The sequence below is a fragment of the Alcaligenes faecalis genome, from assembly GCF_005311025.1.
Classification (GTDB): Bacteria; Pseudomonadota; Gammaproteobacteria; order Burkholderiales; family Burkholderiaceae_B; genus Alcaligenes; species Alcaligenes phenolicus.
Genome location: NZ_CP031747.1, coordinates 2,889,914 through 2,910,830 on the forward strand (window position 1 = coordinate 2,889,914; position 20,917 = coordinate 2,910,830).

At 56.3% G+C, this 20,917-nt stretch carries 22 protein-coding genes; 4 read left to right on the forward strand and 18 right to left on the reverse strand.

Annotated elements, in window-relative coordinates:
• Window positions 1–171: 171 nt before the first annotated feature.
• Window positions 172–1,428, reverse strand: a complete 1,257-nt coding sequence (gene icd, locus D0C27_RS13340; RefSeq protein WP_026483219.1) for an NADP-dependent isocitrate dehydrogenase — start codon at window positions 1,426–1,428, stop codon at window positions 172–174.
• A gap of 267 nt (window positions 1,429–1,695) precedes the next feature.
• On the opposite strand from icd, the gene D0C27_RS13345 reads away from it, so the two are divergent.
• Window positions 1,696–2,124, forward strand: coding sequence for a DUF1841 family protein (locus D0C27_RS13345; RefSeq protein ID WP_009456762.1), 429 nt, complete (start codon window positions 1,696–1,698; stop codon window positions 2,122–2,124).
• 14 nt (window positions 2,125–2,138) lie between these two features.
• Here the strand turns inward: D0C27_RS13345 and D0C27_RS13350 are convergent, their stop codons facing one another.
• Together D0C27_RS13350 and D0C27_RS13355 are read right to left on the reverse strand one after the other, a co-directional pair.
• Complete coding sequence (locus D0C27_RS13350; RefSeq protein WP_137431148.1) at window positions 2,139–2,507, reverse strand: c-type cytochrome; 369 nt, start codon at window positions 2,505–2,507, stop codon at window positions 2,139–2,141.
• A gap of 16 nt (window positions 2,508–2,523) precedes the next feature.
• Window positions 2,524–2,880 carry a c-type cytochrome gene (locus tag D0C27_RS13355; RefSeq protein WP_009456766.1) on the reverse strand — a complete coding sequence of 119 codons (357 nt, stop codon included), beginning with the start codon at window positions 2,878–2,880 and terminating at the stop codon, window positions 2,524–2,526.
• Window positions 2,881–3,096: 216 nt separating this feature from the next.
• On the opposite strand from D0C27_RS13355, the gene D0C27_RS13360 reads away from it, so the two are divergent.
• Genes D0C27_RS13360 through D0C27_RS13370 form a run of 3 tightly spaced genes read left to right on the forward strand, consistent with a single transcriptional unit; the run spans window position 3,097 to window position 5,738 of the window.
• On the forward strand, window positions 3,097–3,954 hold the full coding sequence (locus D0C27_RS13360) for an AAA family ATPase (protein ID WP_009456767.1): 858 nt from the start codon (window positions 3,097–3,099) through the stop codon (window positions 3,952–3,954).
• 1 nt (window position 3,955) lies between these two features.
• Entirely contained in the window at window positions 3,956–4,576 is a 621-nt protein-coding gene (locus tag D0C27_RS13365) for a GNAT family N-acetyltransferase (RefSeq protein WP_137431149.1), read from the forward strand.
• Entirely contained in the window at window positions 4,566–5,738 is a 1,173-nt protein-coding gene (locus tag D0C27_RS13370; RefSeq protein WP_137431150.1) for a vWA domain-containing protein, read from the forward strand. Before D0C27_RS13365 ends, D0C27_RS13370 begins: the two co-directional genes overlap by 11 nt.
• A gap of 125 nt (window positions 5,739–5,863) precedes the next feature.
• On the opposite strand, the gene D0C27_RS13375 is transcribed toward D0C27_RS13370, so the two are convergent.
• From D0C27_RS13375 to D0C27_RS13445, 15 genes are all read right to left on the reverse strand, one after another.
• Window positions 5,864–6,577: a DUF2968 domain-containing protein gene (locus D0C27_RS13375; protein WP_240688254.1), complete on the reverse strand. Its 714-nt coding sequence runs from the start codon at window positions 6,575–6,577 to the stop codon at window positions 5,864–5,866.
• Between the two features lie 61 nt (window positions 6,578–6,638).
• Window positions 6,639–8,042 (reverse strand): sigma 54-interacting transcriptional regulator, encoded by a 1,404-nt coding sequence (locus tag D0C27_RS13380; protein WP_009456771.1) that lies wholly within the window; start codon window positions 8,040–8,042, stop codon window positions 6,639–6,641.
• Window positions 8,043–8,062: 20 nt separating this feature from the next.
• On the reverse strand, window positions 8,063–10,135 hold the full coding sequence (locus D0C27_RS13385) for a pilus assembly protein TadG-related protein (RefSeq protein ID WP_052159418.1): 2,073 nt from the start codon (window positions 10,133–10,135) through the stop codon (window positions 8,063–8,065).
• Between the two features lie 34 nt (window positions 10,136–10,169).
• Window positions 10,170–10,658: a DUF3613 domain-containing protein gene (locus tag D0C27_RS13390; protein WP_052159417.1), complete on the reverse strand. Its 489-nt coding sequence runs from the start codon at window positions 10,656–10,658 to the stop codon at window positions 10,170–10,172.
• Between the two features lie 25 nt (window positions 10,659–10,683).
• A complete protein-coding gene (locus D0C27_RS13395; RefSeq protein WP_137431151.1) occupies window positions 10,684–11,682 on the reverse strand; it encodes a tetratricopeptide repeat protein in 999 nt (332 codons plus the stop codon).
• A gap of 5 nt (window positions 11,683–11,687) precedes the next feature.
• Window positions 11,688–12,668: a type II secretion system F family protein gene (locus tag D0C27_RS13400; protein ID WP_009456782.1), complete on the reverse strand. Its 981-nt coding sequence runs from the start codon at window positions 12,666–12,668 to the stop codon at window positions 11,688–11,690.
• A gap of 9 nt (window positions 12,669–12,677) precedes the next feature.
• Window positions 12,678–13,601, reverse strand: a complete 924-nt coding sequence (locus D0C27_RS13405) for a type II secretion system F family protein (RefSeq protein WP_060186403.1) — start codon at window positions 13,599–13,601, stop codon at window positions 12,678–12,680.
• On the reverse strand, window positions 13,602–14,936 hold the full coding sequence (locus D0C27_RS13410; protein WP_051316243.1) for a CpaF family protein: 1,335 nt from the start codon (window positions 14,934–14,936) through the stop codon (window positions 13,602–13,604).
• A 27-nt stretch (window positions 14,937–14,963) separates the two neighbouring features.
• Window positions 14,964–16,241, reverse strand: coding sequence for an AAA family ATPase (locus D0C27_RS13415; RefSeq protein ID WP_200914597.1), 1,278 nt, complete (start codon window positions 16,239–16,241; stop codon window positions 14,964–14,966).
• A 17-nt stretch (window positions 16,242–16,258) separates the two neighbouring features.
• Window positions 16,259–17,593 (reverse strand): type II and III secretion system protein family protein, encoded by a 1,335-nt coding sequence (locus D0C27_RS13420; protein WP_009459514.1) that lies wholly within the window; start codon window positions 17,591–17,593, stop codon window positions 16,259–16,261.
• 84 nt (window positions 17,594–17,677) lie between these two features.
• Window positions 17,678–18,631: a Flp pilus assembly protein CpaB gene (gene cpaB, locus D0C27_RS13425; protein WP_115633944.1), complete on the reverse strand. Its 954-nt coding sequence runs from the start codon at window positions 18,629–18,631 to the stop codon at window positions 17,678–17,680.
• Window positions 18,631–19,119 (reverse strand): TadE/TadG family type IV pilus assembly protein, encoded by a 489-nt coding sequence (locus D0C27_RS13430; protein WP_035272108.1) that lies wholly within the window; start codon window positions 19,117–19,119, stop codon window positions 18,631–18,633. The genes cpaB and D0C27_RS13430 overlap by 1 nt, the downstream gene beginning before the upstream one ends.
• Window positions 19,116–19,655: a TadE/TadG family type IV pilus assembly protein gene (locus D0C27_RS13435; RefSeq protein WP_137431152.1), complete on the reverse strand. Its 540-nt coding sequence runs from the start codon at window positions 19,653–19,655 to the stop codon at window positions 19,116–19,118. The genes D0C27_RS13430 and D0C27_RS13435 overlap by 4 nt, the downstream gene beginning before the upstream one ends.
• Window positions 19,637–20,146 (reverse strand): A24 family peptidase, encoded by a 510-nt coding sequence (locus D0C27_RS13440; RefSeq protein WP_321387192.1) that lies wholly within the window; start codon window positions 20,144–20,146, stop codon window positions 19,637–19,639. Before D0C27_RS13440 ends, D0C27_RS13435 begins: the two co-directional genes overlap by 19 nt.
• Window positions 20,147–20,240: 94 nt before the next feature.
• Window positions 20,241–20,423 carry a Flp family type IVb pilin gene (locus tag D0C27_RS13445; protein ID WP_021446907.1) on the reverse strand — a complete coding sequence of 61 codons (183 nt, stop codon included), beginning with the start codon at window positions 20,421–20,423 and terminating at the stop codon, window positions 20,241–20,243.
• Window positions 20,424–20,917: the final 494 nt, after the last annotated feature.

The following is a 20,917-nucleotide window of genomic DNA, read 5'->3' on the forward strand; positions in this document are numbered from 1 at the left end:
ACCAAGCTTATTTTTAATTGCATAAAAGTAACGATCAAAAATATTTTGAGCACAAGCGAAGCAGAAAAAAGAGAAAAAAATGGCCTGCGCCAGCATGAGACGAAAAAAAACCGCCGACCCGAAGGTCGGCGGTTTCTCATGTAGAAAACCGGCTTTAACAGCCTGTATTCATTACATGTTTTCGATCATGACATCGCCAAAGCCGGAGCAGGACACTTGAGTCGCGCCTTCCATCAGACGGGCAAAGTCATAAGTCACTTTACGCGAGGTGATGGATTTTTCCATGCTGGAGATGATCAGGTCAGCAGCTTCGGTCCAGCCCATGTGACGCAGCATCATTTCGGCAGACAGGATCAGCGAACCGGGGTTCACGTAGTCTTTGCCAGCGTACTTGGGAGCAGTACCGTGGGTAGCTTCGAACATGGCCACGGAGTCGGACAGGTTGGCACCGGGAGCGATACCGATACCACCCACTTGAGCAGCCAGAGCGTCGGAGATGTAGTCGCCGTTCAGGTTCAGTGTGGCAATAACGTCGTACTCGGCAGGACGCAGCAGAATCTGTTGCAGGAAGGCGTCAGCAATCGAATCCTTGACGATGATCTCGCGACCAGTCTTGGGATTCTTGAATTTGCACCATGGGCCGCCGTCGATCAATTCAGCGCCGAATTCTTTTTGAGCCAGTTCGTAAGCCCAATCACGGAAGCCACCTTCGGTGAACTTCATGATGTTGCCCTTGTGAACGATGGTCACGGAAGAGCGATCGTTATCGATGGCGTACTGGATGGCCTTGCGCACCAGGCGCTCGGTACCTTCGCGGGACACAGGCTTGACACCGATACCGGAGGTATTGGGGAAGCGAATCTTGTTCACGCCCAGGGTGTTTTGCAGGAAGTCGATCAGCTTCTTGGCGCTTTCGGACTCGGCAGCAAATTCAATACCGGCGTAAATGTCTTCGGAGTTCTCGCGGAAAATGACCATTTCGGTCTTTTCTGGCTCACGCACAGGCGAAGGAACACCCTTGAAGTAGCGCACTGGGCGCAGGCAGACGTACAGGTCCAGTTGCTGACGCAGGGCCACGTTCAGGGAACGGATGCCGCCGCCAACGGGAGTGGTCAGAGGGCCTTTGATGGACACGACGTAGTCTTTAACGGCATCCAGAGTTTCTTCTGGCAGCCAGACGTCGGAACCGTACACCTTGGTGGATTTTTCACCGGCGAACACTTCCATCCATTCGATCTTGCGCTTGCCGCCATAAGCCTTGGCAACAGCAGCGTCGACCACTTTGATCATGACTGGCGAAATATCCACGCCCGTACCATCACCCTCGATGTAAGGAATAATGGGTTGATCGGGAACATTCAGGGAAAAATCCGCGTTAACTGTAATTTTCTGCCCCGACGCGGGGATCTTGATATGCTGATAGGACATGGATGCTCCAGTTGTGCTCCAATATTAGGGATAGCTAAACACGGAACGCTTTCGCGTTTCCGAAGTCTTATATAAGAGTTTAACTTAATTCGCGCGTATTCAGGCACCTGTAAACTCAAAGCTTGCCAAAAATGCTTGCATTCTTGGCAACTTATCCATTCTACACGGCCCCGATTGCAGCTTGTGCCGGCCTTGCGCCCCCACCATTTCACGCAAAACACGCGCCGAAGATTCGCATTTTCTGACTATTTTTATCTCGATTCCACCATGTTCAACCCCTCTCGCGAGCAGGTTCGCCAATTTTTCATTGAAGCTTGGGACAAGCACCAAAGTGGTCATCTGCTGACCGCTCTGGAAACCATGGCGGTGGATCTGGTGCAACAGCACCCTGAATACCACGACGACTTGCGCAACGCCGACGCCGTCAACCAGGACTATTCCGTGGAGCAAGGACGCAGCAACCCCTTCCTGCATCTGTCCATGCACCTGGCTATCAATGAACAACTGTCCATTGACCAGCCTCCGGGCATCAAGGCAGCGTATCAGCGCCTATTGACCCGGCACGATCAGCACGCCGCAGCGCACATCATTATGGAAGCGCTGGGCGAGGTGATCTGGGAAGCACAACGTCTGGGCACTCCGCTGAACAACGAGCGCTATATCGAATTGATTTTGCGCCACAGCACGCGCGACTAAAGCCGCAGGCTGCCTTACTTTCTAATGCTCAAAGGGCCGGGCTGACGCGACAGCCATACGGAGATACTGTCGATATCCGCCTGGCTCATGGTATTGGCCATAGCCCCCATGACGGCATTCTTGCGGATATTGGACGTTGCCGGTGCCCCGGCCTGCCCACGCTTGTAAGCCATCAAGGCCTGCCGCAAATAATCGGCATGCTGACCGGCCAGAATGGGATATTCCGGGTTCAAGGGCGTTTTCGCATCGTCACCATGACAGGATGCGCAATTCAGATTCTTCCAGGCTTCCCCGCCTGCCTTGGCCAGATCCTCAGCGGCTATCGCCTGACCGGCCACCCCGGCCATCAGCCCCATTGCTACCAGCAAGACTGTTTTTCTCATAGGTGCCTCCCCGTCCTCAAGGTTTGTTGCCCGCGTAGTACGCGGCAATATCCGCCATGTCCTGTTCGGACAAGCTCAGCGCAATGGCTTGCATGGTGGGGAAGGTTCGAGCGCCGCTGGCATACTCCTTGAGTGCTGCTTCTATATAAGCAGCGCCCTGCCCGGCAATCATGGGGACGTGATAGACCTCGGGAAAGCTGGCCTTGTAACCGGGCAAGCCATGACAGCCTATACACATGGAGATCTTGTCGCGCGCCGCCTCGGGATTGGCCTTGATCGGCTCGGAATCCTGCGCCTGGGCTGCCCAGGGCAGACAGGAGCTTGAGGCCAGAAGAAAGAAAGAGACATACCGCTTCATTTGCAACTTCATCATCGCTATTCGCTTTGTCGTGGAGTTGAAAACGGTCCGGGTCAGGCTCTGCGTCTATTGCAGCAAAAAGGAATCAACGCGACACCTGGCTCTGTGATGCTGACCGACGAGTACTGAGTCGATTGTATGATAATTGCCAAGGATGACTGATACTAGTATTTATACCCGAGTTTCTATTCTTGACAGATCAACATTTTAAGTACAAGTTTGAGCCGATTTATGACTACTACGACCCGTTTTGAAGGCACCGATCAGTACGTTGCCACTGATGATTTGAAGCTGGCCGTCAACGCCGCTTTGACGCTACAACGTCCTTTGTTGATCAAAGGTGAGCCCGGCACTGGCAAGACACTGCTAGCCCTGGAAGTGGCCCGCGCCCTGGGACGCCCCCTGCTGCAATGGCACATCAAGTCCACCACCAAGGCCCATCAGGGCCTGTATGAATACGATGCGGTGTCGCGTCTGCGTGACTCCCAGTTGGGCGATGAAAAAGTCCGCGACATTGGCAACTACATTGTGCAGGGCACATTGTGGCAAGCGTTTGAGTCCGAGGAACCCACGGTTGTTCTGATCGACGAAATCGACAAGGCCGACATCGAGTTCCCCAACGACTTGCTGCAGGAACTGGACCGCATGGAGTTTCATGTCTATGAGACTCGCCAGACCGTCAAGGCGCGCCATCGTCCCTTGATCATCATTACCTCCAACAATGAAAAAGATCTGCCCGACGCCTTCCTGCGCCGCTGTTTCTTCCATTACATTCGCTTCCCCGAGCGCGAAACCATGGAACAGATTGTGGCGGTGCATTACCCCAATCTGCGCAGTGACATTCTGTCCAGCGCCCTGGATACCTTCTTTGCCCTGCGAGATGTCCCCGGCCTGAAGAAAAAGCCGTCTACCTCGGAATTCCTGGACTGGCTGCGTCTGCTGCTGGCCAACGATATTCCTGCCGATGCCCTGCACGAGCTGGATGAAGGCTTGCCCCCTATGGCCGGTGCCTTGCTGAAAAACGAACAGGACTTGTCCTTGATGCAGCGTCTGGCCGCCATGAGCCAACGCAGCCAGCGCCGGAGCTGATATGCAAACAAGCGCTTTTTCCCAGCCATTGGCCCCCGTGACGCTGGAAGGATGGGACGTGCGTCTGGAGCCTTTGCAATTGGCGCACGTGGAGTTACTGGAAGCCGCCGCTGCCGATGGCGAACTTTGGAATGTACGTGTAACCAGCGTGCCCGCCCCCGGCCAGGCCCAGGACTATGTAAAAAAGGCGCTGGACGGCCTGGAGCAAGGCCATATGCTGCCCTTTCTGGTGCGTGACCTGAGAACAGACCGGGCTGTCGGCACTACGCGCTATCACGACATTATTGCGCCAGTGGCCCGCCTGGAAATCGGCTACACCTGGTACGCGCGCAGCGCCCAACGCAGCCACGTCAATACCGCGGCCAAACTGCTCCTGCTGCAACATGCATTCGAGACCTTGGGAGCCGGAGTCGTGGGCTGGCGTACCGACCACCTGAATTTCAAATCCCAGCAAGCCATCACCCGGCTGGGAGCGCGTTTCGATGGTCGTGTCCGCCACCATGCCATCCGCCGCGATGGCACGATACGCGACACCATGTTCTACAGCTTGATGGCAGGCGAGTGGCCCGATACCCGCGCCCACTTGCAGGACAAACTAAGGCAGCACAGCCATGTTGCTTGATTTCTTCTACCACCTGCGTGAACGTGGCCTGCCAGTGGCCATTCAGGAACACCTGACGCTGCTGGACGCCTTGTGCAAAGGCATCATGCCGCCCACGCTGGACGATTTTTATCATCTATCCAGACTGGTTCTTATCAAAGACGAAACGCTTTACGACCGCTTTGATCTGGCCTTTGGGGAGTTCTATCAGCCGCAGCTGGAAGCGCTGGCCAAAGATAAAACCCTGCCCGAGGACTGGCTGCGCAAAACCCTGACGCGTAACCTTACTCCGGAACAGAAAGCCGCACTGGAAAAGCATGGCTTGGAAAAGCTGCTGGAGATGTTCAAGGAACGTCTGAAAGAGCAGCAAGGGCGTCATGCAGGCGGCAACAAGTGGATTGGAACCGGCGGCTCCTCGCCGTTTGGACATGGTGGCTATCATCCCGAAGGTATCCGCATTGGTGGCCCTTCGGCAGGAAACCGTACCGCCATCAAGGTCTGGGAAAAGCGCGAGTTCGTGGACTACGACGACCAGCAAGAGCTGGGCACACGCAACTTCAAGATGGCGCTACGTCGCCTGCGACGCTTTGCACGCCAAGGTGCCCCTACCGAGCTGGATCTGGACAGCACCATACGCGAGACGGCTCGCAATGCGGGCATGCTGGATTTGCAAATGCAGGCCGAGCGACAAAACCGCGTCAATGTGCTGATGCTGCTGGATATAGGCGGCAGCATGGATGACCACATCGCCCAGGTTGAATCCCTGTTCTCGGCCGCACGTTCCGAATTCAAACACCTGGAGGCCTACTACTTCCATAACTGCGTGTATGAATCGGTATGGCGGAACAATTCACGCCGCCAAAGCGAACGACTGGAAACCTGGGATTTGCTGCGCAAGTACAACGAGGACTGGCGCGTCATTATCGTGGGCGATGCCACCATGAGTCCTTACGAGATCATGGCCCCAGGTGGTTCTGTCGAGCACTACAACAAGGAAACCGGCGCAGCCTGGCTGCAAAGACTGAACGACCACTGGCCACGTATTGCCTGGCTCAACCCCGAGCCGCAGGCTTACTGGCCGTACCGCCAATCCATTGCCATCATTCAGAATCTGATGTCCGACCATATGTACCCCGTCACCAGCGCAGGGCTGGAAGAGGCAATGCGGTACTTGTCGCGGTAGCATCAGACCTTTATCAAGCAGCAAGTTAAAAGACCCGAATTTCGGGTCTTTTTTATTTACGATTAAAAAACCCGCAGAGTCTTGCGACTGTGCGGGTTTTCAATCAGGCTTTGCTACTGCAGCGATCAACGACCTCGTTGACGCTGCAACATCCCGGCACGCTGTCGCTCCAGATCCTTGATCTGACTCTGCAATTCACGCAACTGCTCTCGGGCTTCACGCTCTTGTTCGGCCAGCGCCTGGGCTTCGCGACGGGACTCCTCGCGCTGAGCAATGGCCAAGGCCTCTTGCTGACGCTGCAACGCCAAGTCGTTCTGCAGCACGGTCAATTGATCGGCGCTTTCATTCAATTGCTTTTCAGCCTTGGCAACTTCAGCCTGCAGCTTGATGCGCTCCAGATCGGCGGCGGCATAGTCCACCGTGTCCTGACGGTACTGGGTGTACATGCGCTCGGCCAGGGATTCGTCGGTGGTCTTGAAGACGCGCCAGAACTCACGCTGCTGGAACAGGGCCACGTAGTAGGTCATGCTTTCGGCAGAGAACAACAGACTGGCACCGAAGCGACCGTTATAGGCGGTACGCAGCTCTTGCACGGCACGGGCCTGAATCAGCTGCTGCAACTGAGCCACAGTGGTGTTTTGATAAGCCGGGGCCGCTGCGGGCGCTGAAGCAGCGGCTGGAGCCGCAACCGGGGCTACCTCTTCAACCTCTTGTTCCTGGGTTTGCGCGACCACGGGCCGCTCTGGCTCCTGCACCAAAGACACCGAGCTGCACGCTGACAAGAAAAGAAGTCCCCCCAAGGACAGCAACACCGCCGTCTTCTGACTAAGGTTCACCATACCCATCCCTTGATAAACAATTTTTTTGTGTTTAGCTTGATACACAGAATCAGCCCGTATTCTAAACGCGGCTTGTCGCATCTTGTGCCTTTATGTTGAATTTGCGCATCTTTTCCCACAAAACTTTACGAGAAATCCCTAATACGGCAGCGGTATCCTGCCGTCGCCAGTTCTGAGTATCCAGAACCGAAATAATACGTGCACGCTCTTCCTGCTCCTGTGCGCTCAAGCTGATGACGGGCTCGGGCCTCTCCAGAATGGGTGCACCTTCAGGCAAAGCCAGAGCCGGGGCCATAACGGGGGCATTGAAACGTTCCAGCACTTGCCGCAACTGCACCGACTCCCAGGCCCCAAACTGCTTGCTCATGACAGCAACGCGCTCCACCAGATTAGCCAGCTCGCGCACATTGCCGTTAAAGCGCATGCTGCCCACCGCATCCAGAACCCATTGAGGGATATCCTCGACGTCACACTCCAGGGCCTGTTCCAGCAAGGCGCAGAAAATGGCGATTTTTTCCTGGGAGCCACGCTGCTCCAGATTCGGAATCAGCAGCTCCACCACGGCCAGGCGGTAATACAGGTCTGCACGGAACTGGCCTTGTTGCACCAGCCCCAAGAGGTTTTTATTGGTAGCGGCCACCATACGAAAATCCACCGGAATCTGTTGCGTCGACCCCAGACGCGTCACGGAACGCTGTTCCAGTACACGCAGCAATTTGACCTGTTGATGCAGGGGCAAATCCCCAATTTCATCCAGGAACAAGGTGCCTTGATCCGCCTGCTCGAAATAACCTTTATGAGCACCGATCGCGCCTGTAAAAGCCCCTTTCGCGTGGCCGAAGAAGTGGGCTTCAAACAGGCCCTCAGGCACCGCCCCGCAATTCACCGGAACAAAGGGCCCTTGCGCTCGTGAAGAACGCTCGTGCAGCAATTGAGCGATGCGTTCTTTGCCCACACCTGTTTCACCATGAATCAGAACACTGGCCCCGCTATCGGCGTACATATCCGCTTCAGCAATCAAGGCCCGCATCACAGGCGATACGGCTACTAATGGTTGAGGACCACCTTGCCCTTCGCGCTCGACCTGTGCGGTCAGCCCGGCCAGCTTGGCCACCAGGGTACGCAGCTCAGCCTGACTGAAAGACAGCGGCAAGGTATAGGAGTAGGCCGAGGGGTAAAAACGCGGGTCGTAGCCCCGGTCCTCCGAGGCCACCCAGATCACCGGAATGGCGTGCTCGACCAGCCACTGGTGCTGCTCAAAACGTCCCTGGGCCATCACACTGACGGACACCAATGCAACCGCATGGCGCGTGGGATGACGCTCGGCGTCCAGCACCAGGGAAGGCTCTACGCGCATGACCGCTACCGAACTGGGTTCCATGGCGCGCTCGGCACGCGTCACCAGATCGGAACTACCCTCCCAGACGTATAAAACGGGTTCATTACCCATAAAGCTGACGCTCATTGCTGTATTCGCCTCCCGCCCTATTGCACCAGATAGGCAGTACCGCACTGCACATCATGAAGTTTCACATCCGCCTCGACCAGGCTCAGGCCCAGCAGCTTCAGCAGTTCTTCCAGCAGCGCGCTCAAACCTTGCAATACAGGGTCTAACAAAGCGACAACCAAACTTAGAACGGCACCAACCAGGTTGGAGTCTTTAAAGACCAGCACCTCTACCGCGCCTGTCCGGCACTCGCGCATGGCTTTCTGGCCACCTATACCGCCAATCACACAAGCCAGATCGCTCAAGGGAGCACCCAGCAGGGTTGTCAGCAAATTATCGACAAAGCCCAGAGTTCCGCCCAACACACCAATCAAACCGTTCTGGCTCATGGTGCGGGACAGTTGCTCCATGCGTTCCTTGGACCAGTTCATCTCGTTCACAACGGCAGAAATTGAGCGGCCCGCCCCATCACCGACCAGACTTTCTGCCATCTGACGTTTACCGGAAGCGCCACTCCAGGGCGTGTTCAGCAAGTCGCCCAGAATGCCCGACAGAACCGCATCGGAGAGCAGGCGCACACTGCGGGACAAGTCCAGCTGAGTTGCGTTCACGGTTGCTTCCGAAGGCTCGCCCGGAGGCGCTGTCAGCGTCACATGAACCGGGTTTTTGGTATCAATCAGGGGCAAGGTGACTTTGGCAGTCAAAGGCAAGATACCCAGCACATTGATGACACGATGGCGCTGAATCTGCCCGAAGGATTCGTCCTTGCAGCTATTGCTGGTCGAAAAGAAATCCGAATGCGGGAACTTGCCCAGACACACATTCACCAAGGAGGATTTGACCGCAATCGTGGCCTGATTCTCGGCAATCGGGGCACGACAGATATTGACGAGCTCCCCAGTGGCTTGGGACAACTCGATAATGACCGGCAAGCTGACTTCGGTTCCCAGCACCTTCAGGATCGGGCCGGCCAATGGAATCTTGGAAGTATCCAGATTCAGATAGACTCGCACACCTGCCGAGTTCGCTTTAGTGCCTATCCCGCCCATGGCGATGCTGGGCGGCTCCACAACCCGCACTCGCAAATCCAGGGCGTTATTGAACATATTGGTCAAACCGGAAGGCAGCGCAGTCAGGTTCAAATCAATCAGATTCTTGCCATTGGCCACCACCAGTCCCGTGTTGACCAGTTGCAGCACGTCCAGGTTCACATTCAAGGCCGACAAGGGATCCACACCATCGATCAAGGCCAGAATACCGCCATCGCCCAGCAGTTTGACGGGCAAATCCAGAGGCCCGACGCCCAGCAACAAGCGGATGTATTCCTGCAGGGCCCCAACGTCCAGACCCAGTGTTTTTTGCTGGTCCAGCAAGGCCAGGCTGGCACTTAGCAAATCGGCCAAAGTCAGCTGCTCCAGCCGGGCCAATTCTTCAGGTGTACCCACTCCTGCGATAACCGTGGCGGGCAATCCCAAGGCTTTCAACAAACCGGAAGGCGTAATCTTGGCATTGACCAAACCGGCCGAGTCCAGCACCGTCAACTGGTCCGGGCGCAGGCCCACGCCGCGCAGCAGGTTATAGACCAGACCATTGCGCTTCAAGGACAAAAGGCGACTGCCCACGGAGAAGGTCGCAACCGGCTCACTGTTCTTGGCGGTGGCAACCGCCTCAATCACCGAGGAAGTAAAGAAAGGGAACAGAGAAGGCGGCTGATAGCTCAAATGCACGCGCACGGAATCAGCGGGCAAGGAAGAAACAAAACGCTGGGCCGGATCACTGTGGCTGCTATTCCATTTACCACAAAAGACTTTGGCACCATCGCCCGTCAAACCCGCAGCAGGCGAATCGGGCTGGCTATTCAGGCTGAACCTGGCCATGCTTTCACCTTGCTGGCAGCCCAGCGCATCCCCGGAACCCAAGGCCTGCGCCCCCGCCAGTGCAGCCAGGTCAGCCGCGTTTTGCAGCCCCCGCTTCACATGGAAGTTATGCCCCAGATGCGCCGCCCCCAGCAACACCAGCCCCACCAGCAACGCGGCGGCTGCAGGCACAATAATGGAACCTTGCTGCTTATGTGCCTGCTCGCTCTGGGTTCGAGTTCTTCCCCATTTCATCTCGCTCTCCTGACCCACTCCAGCCCTGTGGGCTTTAATCACTACCGTTTGTTTTGATGCGCTCTTTCATGTACTCAGGAATGGGATGCTTGAAGCTCTCCAAATAGCGCTCCCAGGCCAGATTGGCTGCCGCACCATGCACCGGCAAGACCTTGCCTTCTCGGTCCGGGTCGGCCTGCATGCTGAGCAGGCTGCGGGTATCAGGCCCCACCTCGATGCGCGGCGGAATATGGCGGCGCTCGTTCTGTACATGCACAGGCAGGCCCTCCACTTCAGGCCAAGGGTGTACTTCCTCATCACTCAAGCGGTACTTCTCGTAAGGCTGACGCTCAGCAGGCGCTGTTTCTGCCGCCGGAGCGGCCGGTGTGTGCACACCCTGATTGCTGGCCGCTGCCGGGCTGGTGCTGACCGGGTAGGTGCTGGTGCCTGAAACCATGGTTCCAGTCAGCGGAGCTTGTGTCTGCGCCCAGGCACTACTGGCCATCAACAAGGTGCAGCAGGCCAAAATGCGGGATCGGTTCATTGCGATATCCTTGAAAAAACGGCAATCAATTCATTGACGAAGACACAGGGCCCAGGCTTTCCAGCAAGGGACGGTTCAAGCCCGCTTGCGTAGAAGAAACCACAACCGCAGCAGGACGAGCCACGGCCGGGTTTGGTGCCTGGGCGGATCGGTTCAAGACCACCTGGCCCATCGCCGTCGGAGTAGCCGGACTCAATGCCACCGCCTGGGCTCTGGCCTGCTCATCCTTTGCAGCCGCTGCCATACGCAGCTCGTGTTGTTTCTGCATTTGCTGACGGGCGTGCAATTGCTCCAGCTCCTGTCCAATCTGTTCGGCCATCTGCACAATGGCTTGCTGGGTTGCGGCGTCCATACCTGCTTGCTGCATCACAAAGCCAGCCCGTTGCGTTTCCTGGCTGACCAGCAAATACAAGGCCATATTGCTCAGTATCTTGGGGTTATCCGGGGCCAGTTCGGCCGCCTTGCCCAGGGCCAGACGTGCTTCGTGAGGGCGACCGGAACGCAAGTAGGCATAAGCCAGATCGCTTTGCACAATCGCATTCGTGGGGTCTTGCCCAGCCGCCTGCTTAAGGAAATGAGCAGCCTGATCAAAGTGTTCTTGCGAGCCAGCAATCAAACCCAAACCTTGATAAGCCCGTCCGGCCACGGGCGTATTCAACAGGGACTTGAAGGTGTGCGCTGCCTGCTCCAGCTGTCCGGTTTGACGCTGTGCTTCAGCCCGCAACACCATGACCTCCGGGTCTGCGCCATATTCCTTTTCCATGGCTTCGGCATAGGCCAGGGACGCAAAGTAGCGGCCCTGTTTTTGCGTCTCTTCCAGCATGCGTACCGCCATCTGCTTGTCAGTCGGTCTGCGCTTTTCCCAATGCTCAATTTCCTTGCTCTGCAAGAAGGCTTCCTGTTCCTGTTGCTGACGCACCAGCTCATAGGCGGAGTCCGTGGTGGAACACGCCACCAGCAAAGTACTCCCCAAACCCAGCGCAGCCCAGCGCATCAAGGGACGAGTCCATATCGACGTTTTCATCAAAGTCACCCTCCGGCCACTTGGCTCAAGCCACGGAACAAGGCCAGAAAACCTGACCCCGCAGTAATAATCAACAAGGCAGGCAGCAAAGTCAGCACCATGACGCCCGTCATCTTTACGGTCAATTTGCCTACCTTGGCTTTCAGCTCCAGGCGACGCTGCTCGCGCAAGCGCACACCGAAGCGGTGCAGGGGTTCCTGCATCGCACCACCGTGCTGGTCCACCTGCACAATCAGGCGACAGATCACGGCCAGATCCTCGTTGGTAAAGCCGCTGGCAATCCGCTCCAACGACTGTTCACGAGTACGACCACGGGCATATTGCTCGACCGCAATGGTCAGCTCTGAGCCCATGACGGGAATCACGTCATGGAACTCGCGCTCGATAGTGTGCAAGGTCTGGTCCATGGACAGGCCCACGCCTTGCAGCAAACGCAGCAAATCCACAAACAGGGGCAGCTCCGCAGCGATACGCAGACGACGTTGCGAGACCCGGCGCGCCAGCCACCATTTGGGCAGCATCCAGCCCAGGGCAAAGCCAATGAACACAGACACAAACGGCACATACTCATTCAGCCTGCGAGTCATGGGCAGCAAGCTGAACAGGACAATCAGAACGATGCTCAGGCCGACTCGACTCAGGACGAAATACTGCCGCGCCACATCAATGTGCTTGAAGCCCGCATTCATGATGAGTACGCGATCTTCCTCGCTAAGCAGACTGGACCCGAAACGCCCTTTCAGCCAGCGCTCGCCCAGACTGCCTGCCTGCATCTTGATCTGTTCCACCGTCTGGCGAGACTGGCTGGGCGCCTGCGTCATGTGCGGCGCGCCTTTCAGGCGTTCATCCACCGCCTGGCTCAAACGCATGGCTTGCTGACGCTGCTGCCAATGGTTGTGAAACCACAAGGCAAACAGAATCAGGCCAGCCAGAGCGCAAGCCACAGCTCCCCAGACCAGAACGGTTTGTGCTTCCAAGGCCATCATGTCTTGCTCCTAGACATTGCGTGCCATCCAATACAGCCAATAACAGCCCACACACTGCAAGACTGCTGCGAACAGCAGCATGCGAAACCCCACGGGGTCGTTCCACATGGTCAGGAACAGCTCGTTATTGAAAATCAGAATGTAGACACCGATCAGGATCGGCAATAACGCCAGAATCCAGGCGGACAGGCGCACCTCGGCAGACAAGGCCACCAACTCGCTGCGGGCGTTTTCCCGGTCTCGCATGAAGCCGGCCATACGTTCCATGGTCTGATCACTGCGACCGCCAAAACGCATTGCCACACTGATTACAGCGGCAACCAGAAAGAGCTCGTGCAAGCCGTGCTGACGCGAAACAGCACGCAAGGCTACGTCCAGATCCTGCCCGGAACGGTGCAGGGAATTTGCATCCTGCAATACCTGGCCCAGGGGTTGTGGCGTGTTGTCAGCCGCATTCAAAAAGGCCGCTCCCATGCTGTTGCCAATGGTGATCAAGCGCACCATCAGATCCAGAAAGTCCGGAATTTGAGAGACGATTTTGCGGTGTCGCTTATCGCTGCGAAACCACAAAAAGGTATAGGCGCCCAGTACGGTGGCAAGCAGCATGGCCCCACCTGCAACCGGCCCGACAAAAGCCAGCAACAAAGCAGGCGGCACCAGCGTGCCCAACAGAAGAATCAGATAAAAACGGCGTGAAGGCTGAATGCCGGTGCGCAGCATGAACTCCCGCCAGCCTTTGGGTGCTCCCAACCAGGCATCCTGCGTACTAGGCTGGGCTCGTACGCTACTTTGCACCGCCGGGCGCAAAGCCAGCTGCTGCTCGAGCACCTGTGCCGAACGCTGGGCCTGCTGACGCTGAGCACCCTTGGCCCAGAGCAGCACCGCGCCCAGCATCAGAATCACAGCCGCCAAAGCGATATACAAAGCCATCATTTAGCGTCTCCAATCCCAGAAACCACCGCCTTCTTTAGGCGTGTTGTCCTGAGCCTGAACCTGCTCATTAGCCAGTTGATCGCGGTACTGCATCAGCTTGCGGGTATGAGGATGAATGCCCAGGCTGACCCAGCGATCCTGCTCGGTGCCATCATCCAGCACATAGGATTCGTGGCGATACAGCTCTTGCATGGCAATCACACCATCGCCCATGCCGGTAATTTCTGTAATGGACAGCACCCGGCGCTTGCCATTGGGCAGGCGGCCAATCTGAATAATGAAGTCCAGCGCGCTGGCGATCTGTCTGCGCAAACTGTCCTCGCTGCCCTGAAAGCCCGCAAACCCGGCCAGCATTTCTACGCGATACACACATTCACGCGGCGAGTTGGCGTGGATCGTGGCCATGGAGCCTTCGTGACCAGTATTCATGGCTTGCAGCATGTCGATGACCTCGGCACCCCGCACTTCCCCCACGACCACCCGGTCCGGACGCATACGCAAGCTGTTGCGCAGGAGTTCGCGAATCGAGATTTCGCCGCTGCCGTCATACCCGGCCTGACGTGCTTCCAGGCGCACCACATGCGGGTGATTCAAGGCCAGTTCGGCGGTATCTTCCACCGTTACGACACGCTCGGTTTTGGGAATGTAAAAAGCCAGGGCATTGAGCAAGGACGTCTTGCCGGAGCTGGTCCCGCCAGAAATCAGAATATTGCAACGCGATTTCACTGCGGCTTGCAGCAGCCGGTCCACCGGCTCGTCAAACGCGCCCAAACGCATCAGATCTTCAGGCTTTAGCGGGTCCTTGCGGAACTTACGGATAGAGACCATGGGGCCATCCACCGCCAGGGGATGAATGACCACGTTCAGGCGGCCACCATCGGGCAAGCGGGCATCCACCATCGGAACCGACTCGTCCAGTCTGCGTCCCAACGGAGCCAGAATACGGCGCACGATACGCAGCACGTGCTGATCATCCGTAAACCCACTGGGCTCCTGGCCCAACACGCCACCGCGCGACACAAACAGCTTGTCGTAACCGTTGATCAGAATATCTTCAACCGCCGGGTCCTCCAGCAGGTCTTCCAAAGGCCCCAGGCCCGCCAGTTCGCGGGTCAGCGCCTGCACGATCTCGCGCACTTCCTGTTCGTTGACGGGCACCCGTTTCAACCGAACAAAGCTGGCCAATTCGATGCCAACAAAATCCTGTATGGCCTGCCGTGTCCAGCGACCAAACTCGGCTCCCAACTCTTCGATGCGAGCCAGCAAATGTTCATGGGCCTGTTCCCGGACCTGAATCAGGTCGGGACGCCCACCGAGCAATGAAGTATTGTTCATGCCTTACTTTTCCATGCTTGGGCCTGTTCAGCCCCCGAACCTGAATTTCAACCGTCCCAAAACCGTACTGACCTTGTTTTGTGACAGCCCCTGCCTGCGCCCCATCAAACCCGATGCCAAACTTTGCAAGGCACGGGTATAGGGGTCCTTCTCATCTACTTGCACCAGAATCTTGCCCAGACCGGCGCTGCGCATATGCCCAAGACGCCGATCCGGCAGCACGGCGGCCAACTCCAGATCAAAGCGCTCGGCAATGGCCTGCCCAGAAAAACCGTAAGCCGGATCAAACTGATTCACCACCAGACGCACATTGGCCAGCGCATCGAACTGCGCACGCAAGGCCATGAACTCGGCCAGAGACACCAGCGCCCCCATGCTTTGGTCTGTGACCACCAGCACCTCGTCCACCAGCGATTCCAGTTCCACCAGAAAACGCGGATTGGGAAAACCGCCAGCATCAATCACCAGGCAGCCCATGCGTTCACGCAAATAACTGCACAAACCCAGCGAATCTTCCAGACTGATTTGATTCAAGGTATTCACATCGGCGGGCAAAGACAGCAGGTTCAAGCCGCTGCTGTGTTGTGCCAGTGCCGAATGCAACATGGTGTCGTCCATTCGATGACGCTGTGATGCCGCCTGAATGAAGTCAAATTCCGAACCCAGGCCCATGTACAAGGCACAGTCCCCGGTAGGTGCTCCCAGATCCAGCAAACCGACTCGCTCGGACAGCGGCACCAGTTCAACCGGCAAGGGCTTGGCCGACGTCAAACCTCGTACTTCCTTGCCCATGCGGTTCATCTCTTGTTGCAAGAGCCAGGCCAGACTGCTGGCAGCGGTACTGCAACCGACACCAATACGCGCGCCCATCAACAGCACACTGCGAAAAGGCTTGTCCAGCAAAGGGCTGTGCTGGGTCTGACCCAACTTTTCAATCAATACCTGCAACTGATGATGCAGATCTTCGTTCGTGTCCAGGTTCAGGAACTCGTTGGCACCCGCCCGCAAGGCATTGACGGGGCCTTGGGGCACGGATGCCCGCCCTACCGCCACACGCTGCACACTGGCATCGAGCCGCGCCAGACTGCGTACCAAACTTACTACCTGTCCGTTCTCTTCCCCATGCTGTCCATGAACAAAGTCAAAAAACACCAAAGGTTCCGCTTGCTTGGCCAGCTCCCGGCGCAAACTCTCGGTCGTGGGCTCAATCGCCCTTACCGTCAGGAGCCCGGCAGCTGCCGTGTTGATCATCACAGCCAGCTCGGGGTGCTCTGTACACAAGAGGTATTCCCGATATCGTTGCACGTCACCACTCCACGCGCTTAGCGCGAAAACCCTGGCATCTGCTCGTAACCATGGCGGCCCAGCAAGAAGTAGCCCCAGGCATTGGGTGCGTCATCCAGTTTTTCCTGACGACCACCCGGCAAGGCAATCGTGGCGCCTTTCTGGATAGGTTTGATCAGACGGGGAGTGACGACAATGACCAGTTCCAGCTCTTTCTGGCTGTACTGCACGTTGCGGAAAAAACTACCCAGAATCGGCAAATCCCCCAGGAAGGGAATCTTTTTGACGGCAGCGGCGGTTTGGCGCGACACCAGCCCGCTGATGATGTAGCTTTGGCCATCACCCAGCTCAATAGTTGTATCGGCTCGACGGGTACGCAAAGAAGGCATCACACCGCCACCGGGCATTTGCACCACATTCGAGTAATCCAGATCACTGGCTTCAGGGGCAACCTTCAGGGCAATACGTTCGGGAGACAGCACCGTTGGCGTTACCGTCAGACCGATCCCGAAAGGTTTGTACTCCACCGTCGTTGTTCCCAAACCGCCCGAACTGGGGATGGGAATTTCGCCACCGGACAAAAAGCTGGCGCTATGACCTGACATGGCCACCAAAGTCGGCTCAGCCAGCACACGGGCCAGGCCATTTTGCTCCAGCAGATTCAAGGTCGCACTGAAGTTGCTCGAGTTGTACCCCAGGCTCAAGCCACCCGTTAAAGCCTTGGGCAACAAGTTCACCCCGCCCGACCAGGGCTTGCCGCCAATGGCATTGGCACTCAGGCCAATGTCTTTCATGACTTCGCGGGAAACTTCCACCACTTTGACTTCCACCTGCACCATGCCACTGGTGCTGACCTCGGACAGGTCCAGCACCGGCGCATCCGGACCAGCGCCGGAGCGTGCGGCGGCCATGGCATCCTGGTGATCCAGCAAAGAGGGGCTGCTACCCGTAATCAAGGACTGCTGCCCGGCGCTGGACACCTGCGCCGACATGGGGCGACCCGCCTGTGCCAGTTGCTGTTGCACTTGACTGGTCACCTCAATCGTCCAGCGATCCGGATTCGTGCGACCAGGCATCCAGACACGCAAATCAGCCGTACCCGCGCGTTTGCCGATCAGGAGCACCTCGCCGCGCTGCCCGGCCGATGCAGACAGAATTTGCACATCCGCCACGCTTTCATCGCTGATCGCCACACGCTGCGGAACTTGCGACAAGCGCAAAATATCCTGATCGTTGGCCACCAGACGTATCACCTTCTGACTGGCGCTGGTTTGGGCCGTTTGCGCCATCACCGGCACCGGTGCCAAACCCGACAAGCAGAGCGCATACCAGCACCCCAAACCCAGACCTGCTTTTTTGATTTTCTGTCTCATGTGTTTAATCCATGCTGCCTTGCGTCGCGTCTCGTCAGCCCTCACAGGCAGGCTGACCCGTCCCCACAACAAGCTCTGTATTGCTTAATACTGAATGACCTCTAAACGGCCCCCGCGAATAACTTCCGTGCGGCGCGGCGGCGCAGCATGCGGTTCTCCGCTGGCCAGGGCTCGTGCCTGCACCTGTTCTTTTTCGGTCTGGCTGATTGCAAATTCACGCAAGCCCAAACCGGCCATGGCGCGGTTATCCGGCAGTTTCAAGGCATCGCGCTGATCCGCATCCAGACCAGCACGCGCGGGAATCAGACCCGCAAATTCAGGGAACAAGGAGGCGTCCGGCAAGCTCTCGTCCTTGGGAGCACGCAGGACCAGTTGCAGGCTGCCGCTACGGCTGGCCAGCAGGAGTTCGTTCACCGACTCCAGGGGGACGGCCAGCATGGCGTGGCGCGCCTGAGTCTCGGCACGATTTGTCGCATTGGCCTCTGCCGGATCTGGCCCGGACAGCGAAGCGCCGCCATAGGCCAGCACGCGCACACGCGACATCAACAGGCGGGCCTGGGTGTCATTGACTTCGTTGTTGCTGTTAAAGGTAATGAAGATATCGACCAGATCGCCCGGCTCTACCCTGTGGCTGGCGCCAGTAATCACATCAATGGGAATGGTGACGGCGCGCTCACCCTCTTCCAGATAGCTGGCCAGACTTTTGGCGATGAAGCTGCTTAACACCGGCTGCCCTTGGCCCAAGTCAAAACGCAGGGTTTTCCCGCTCAAGGCTTCCAGCGTGTTGAAAGACTGGGCGGGGGCCGCAGGCCACTGCGCCAATTCCAGGGCATCAGCCTGCAAGGTTTCCCCCGCTTTCACATCCCGTTTGAGCACGACCACCGCCTGCAAGTTGGCCGCTGGCTCTACGCTTTGCGTGCTGAGCACAGGCTGGACCACCTCGGGTTTGGGCTTCATGCCCAGGTACAAGGCAAACGCAACCAATACGGCTGCGATCAGCAATAAAAGGACTGCCGCCCCCTTCATAATGCCACTCATTAATGTGGTCTCCTGAGTACGAGTAGTGTCTTGGCGCTTAAGCTGCGCAATTGATCTGCCTGACCCTCTTCAGGCCTGAACAGATCCAGGGTTTGAGAAAGAATTCCGGGTTCAAGCTCCAGCTTCAGAGAAAGCTGGGCGCAGTCATACTGAGGCTCCGAGGCACAAGCCTGGGATTGAACATCCGCACTCAGGTCGCCAAACCAATGCAAGAACGCGTCGCTCTTGGCTTGGCCCCTGCCATAGTTCCTGGCCAGTTCCTGATTTATAAAAGGCGCGATCTCATCGGCGTTCTTGACCTGCATCGTCGCTTGGCGAGAAAGATCGCCGACCAGATGGTCCATTTTTTGCTTGGCCAGAAACAAGGAACTGAAGGTGATGATGCCGCTGAAGATCAACAACAGAATCCCCACCATCAAGGCAAACTCGATGGCAGCAACACCTTGCTGACGTTGTGCAGCAGAAAGGAAACAGGCGGCACGCGTCATGGCGTGTCTCCCGCTGTGCCCACTTCACCGGCAACCAGCAGATTGATCTGCGCATTGCCCTTTAACTGTTCGGGCACAACCAGCGCAAACAAGGTATCGGGAGCAAAACGAGGAATCAGAGGGGCTTGGAGGTAGTCGTACACAATCCCCACACGCAGCTCATCACTGAGCAAATCTGTGGTGATGCGCACATGCTCACTGCCTACCCAAGTGCTTAGCCACTGCACCTGATCGGCGGCCACTTCCTTGGCCCGATTTACTCGTGCTTGCAGGCGATCCGGACTGAGCATGGGGCCACCCGGACCTGCGCCTGGCTCCAGCAAAGCAGCGCGGGCACCGGATTCGGCCGCAAAATTAAGAGACTGCTGCGCGGTCATGATCAGACCGAACGTCAGCAAGCCATACATGAAAAGAAACAACAATGGGAAAACGAATGCAAATTCCAGTGCGTAGGCTCCGTATTGGTATTTTTTATCTACGCCACGCCGTTTTGCTAATTGGCCCTCTCGTGGGGGCTTTATTGATTTTGCATCCATACCCACCCCATTGTTGCAAGGGATAACCAGGCCCCTAAAGGCACACTACGCGCCTTGACGCGGGTTCCCGGCAAAGCAAATCCGTACTTACGTTCCAAGGATGGAATCAGCACCAGCACCAAGGCATGCAAACCCGCCAATACCGTGCCAAACAACACCACCATGCCTGCTTCCTTCCACCCCAGGGCCAGGCCCAGCACGGCCATCAGCTTCACATCGGCCGCACCCATCAAACGCAATAACCAGATTGGATAAAACACGATCAAGGCGGCGGCAAAACCGATCAGGGAGTCCCCCCAGCCCGCCACCCATCCCCAGGGAAGGCCATAGGACACACTGACAAAAACCTTGTGCAACAGAACCGCCAAACCATAAAAAACTAATAAGGCATTAGGGATTTTCCGGAGCTTCAGATCGCTATAGATAATCTGAGAGGAAAAGAAAAGCAGAATAAAAATAAAGGAAAGCTTAATTAAAACGGGCATAAGCATCAGCCATTCAAGCTAAAAGATACAGCCAGACCTGAAGTGGCTGATGCACCATCAAAACGTCTTACTTAATCAAAACAAGAGTCCGTAAAAACTATTACGTGACGGACTTTGCACCACTGATCTTGTCAGATATCGTTGTAAAAAGAGCATCCAAATTCGTACCCAGCGCGGTCAAGACACCGATGATCGCCACAGCGATGAGCCCTGCGATCAGGCCGTACTCAATAGCCGTTGCACCGTCTTCATCGTTCCAGAATTGCTGAAGTTGAGTCTTCATGACTGTCCCCATTCAAAAAGAAAAAATTACCCTCAACAGCGAGGATTCAAGGCCCCTTGGGGCACTACACTTTGCCAACTTTGGCAACTTCCACTGCTAACTGTTATCAATTTTTGTATTTTTCAGTTGAAATCATCTTAAACCCATGTATGTATCTGTTTTTACTAGGGTTTACGTGTAACAAACATCAAATACACAAACGAATTCTAGCCCAAAGATACGAAAAACGCATGATTGTGTATTTACAACAGCCAATTTCCCATAGAAAAAGGCCAAAAAACAGCTAATTTGAAACCTTTACTTACCTGTATTGTGTCGAAGTTTGTTAATGTTACTGTTTTTATCATTTCAGAATGCAACAGAAAAACTGACCGGCTACTGCTGCAAGGCGTCTGCAAGCCAGCTTTAATTACTTGAAAGAAAGTAGCTTTTTTTCAATTTATTGCTGTTAGCAAGGGAAAACCCGCGCAGCCCCAACTAAGCATGAATACAGA

Excerpts from the sequence above, each read along its gene's own strand:
- D0C27_RS13345 (WP_009456762.1), top strand. The coding sequence starts at position 1,696 with ATGTTCAACCCCTCTCGCGAGCAGGTTCGCCAATTTTTCATTGAAGCT.
- cpaB (WP_115633944.1), bottom strand. The coding sequence starts at position 18,631 with ATGAGTGGCATTATGAAGGGGGCGGCAGTCCTTTTATTGCTGATCGCA.
- icd (WP_026483219.1), bottom strand. The coding sequence starts at position 1,428 with ATGTCCTATCAGCATATCAAGATCCCCGCGTCGGGGCAGAAAATTACA.
- D0C27_RS13365 (WP_137431149.1), top strand. The coding sequence starts at position 3,956 with ATGCAAACAAGCGCTTTTTCCCAGCCATTGGCCCCCGTGACGCTGGAA.
- D0C27_RS13355 (WP_009456766.1), bottom strand. The coding sequence starts at position 2,880 with ATGATGAAGTTGCAAATGAAGCGGTATGTCTCTTTCTTTCTTCTGGCC.
- D0C27_RS13390 (WP_052159417.1), bottom strand. The coding sequence starts at position 10,658 with ATGAACCGATCCCGCATTTTGGCCTGCTGCACCTTGTTGATGGCCAGT.
- D0C27_RS13400 (WP_009456782.1), bottom strand. The coding sequence starts at position 12,668 with ATGATGGCCTTGGAAGCACAAACCGTTCTGGTCTGGGGAGCTGTGGCT.
- D0C27_RS13380 (WP_009456771.1), bottom strand. The coding sequence starts at position 8,042 with ATGAGCGTCAGCTTTATGGGTAATGAACCCGTTTTATACGTCTGGGAG.
- D0C27_RS13360 (WP_009456767.1), top strand. The coding sequence starts at position 3,097 with ATGACTACTACGACCCGTTTTGAAGGCACCGATCAGTACGTTGCCACT.
- D0C27_RS13420 (WP_009459514.1), bottom strand. The coding sequence starts at position 17,593 with ATGAGACAGAAAATCAAAAAAGCAGGTCTGGGTTTGGGGTGCTGGTAT.
- D0C27_RS13385 (WP_052159418.1), bottom strand. The coding sequence starts at position 10,135 with ATGAAATGGGGAAGAACTCGAACCCAGAGCGAGCAGGCACATAAGCAG.
- D0C27_RS13445 (WP_021446907.1), bottom strand. The coding sequence starts at position 20,423 with ATGAAGACTCAACTTCAGCAATTCTGGAACGATGAAGACGGTGCAACG.
- D0C27_RS13395 (WP_137431151.1), bottom strand. The coding sequence starts at position 11,682 with ATGAAAACGTCGATATGGACTCGTCCCTTGATGCGCTGGGCTGCGCTG.
- D0C27_RS13410 (WP_051316243.1), bottom strand. The coding sequence starts at position 14,936 with ATGAACAATACTTCATTGCTCGGTGGGCGTCCCGACCTGATTCAGGTC.
- D0C27_RS13440 (WP_321387192.1), bottom strand. The coding sequence starts at position 20,146 with ATGCTTATGCCCGTTTTAATTAAGCTTTCCTTTATTTTTATTCTGCTT.
- D0C27_RS13370 (WP_137431150.1), top strand. The coding sequence starts at position 4,566 with ATGTTGCTTGATTTCTTCTACCACCTGCGTGAACGTGGCCTGCCAGTG.
- D0C27_RS13350 (WP_137431148.1), bottom strand. The coding sequence starts at position 2,507 with ATGAGAAAAACAGTCTTGCTGGTAGCAATGGGGCTGATGGCCGGGGTG.
- D0C27_RS13435 (WP_137431152.1), bottom strand. The coding sequence starts at position 19,655 with ATGGATGCAAAATCAATAAAGCCCCCACGAGAGGGCCAATTAGCAAAA.
- D0C27_RS13430 (WP_035272108.1), bottom strand. The coding sequence starts at position 19,119 with ATGACGCGTGCCGCCTGTTTCCTTTCTGCTGCACAACGTCAGCAAGGT.
- D0C27_RS13375 (WP_240688254.1), bottom strand. The coding sequence starts at position 6,577 with ATGGTGAACCTTAGTCAGAAGACGGCGGTGTTGCTGTCCTTGGGGGGA.
- D0C27_RS13405 (WP_060186403.1), bottom strand. The coding sequence starts at position 13,601 with ATGATGGCTTTGTATATCGCTTTGGCGGCTGTGATTCTGATGCTGGGC.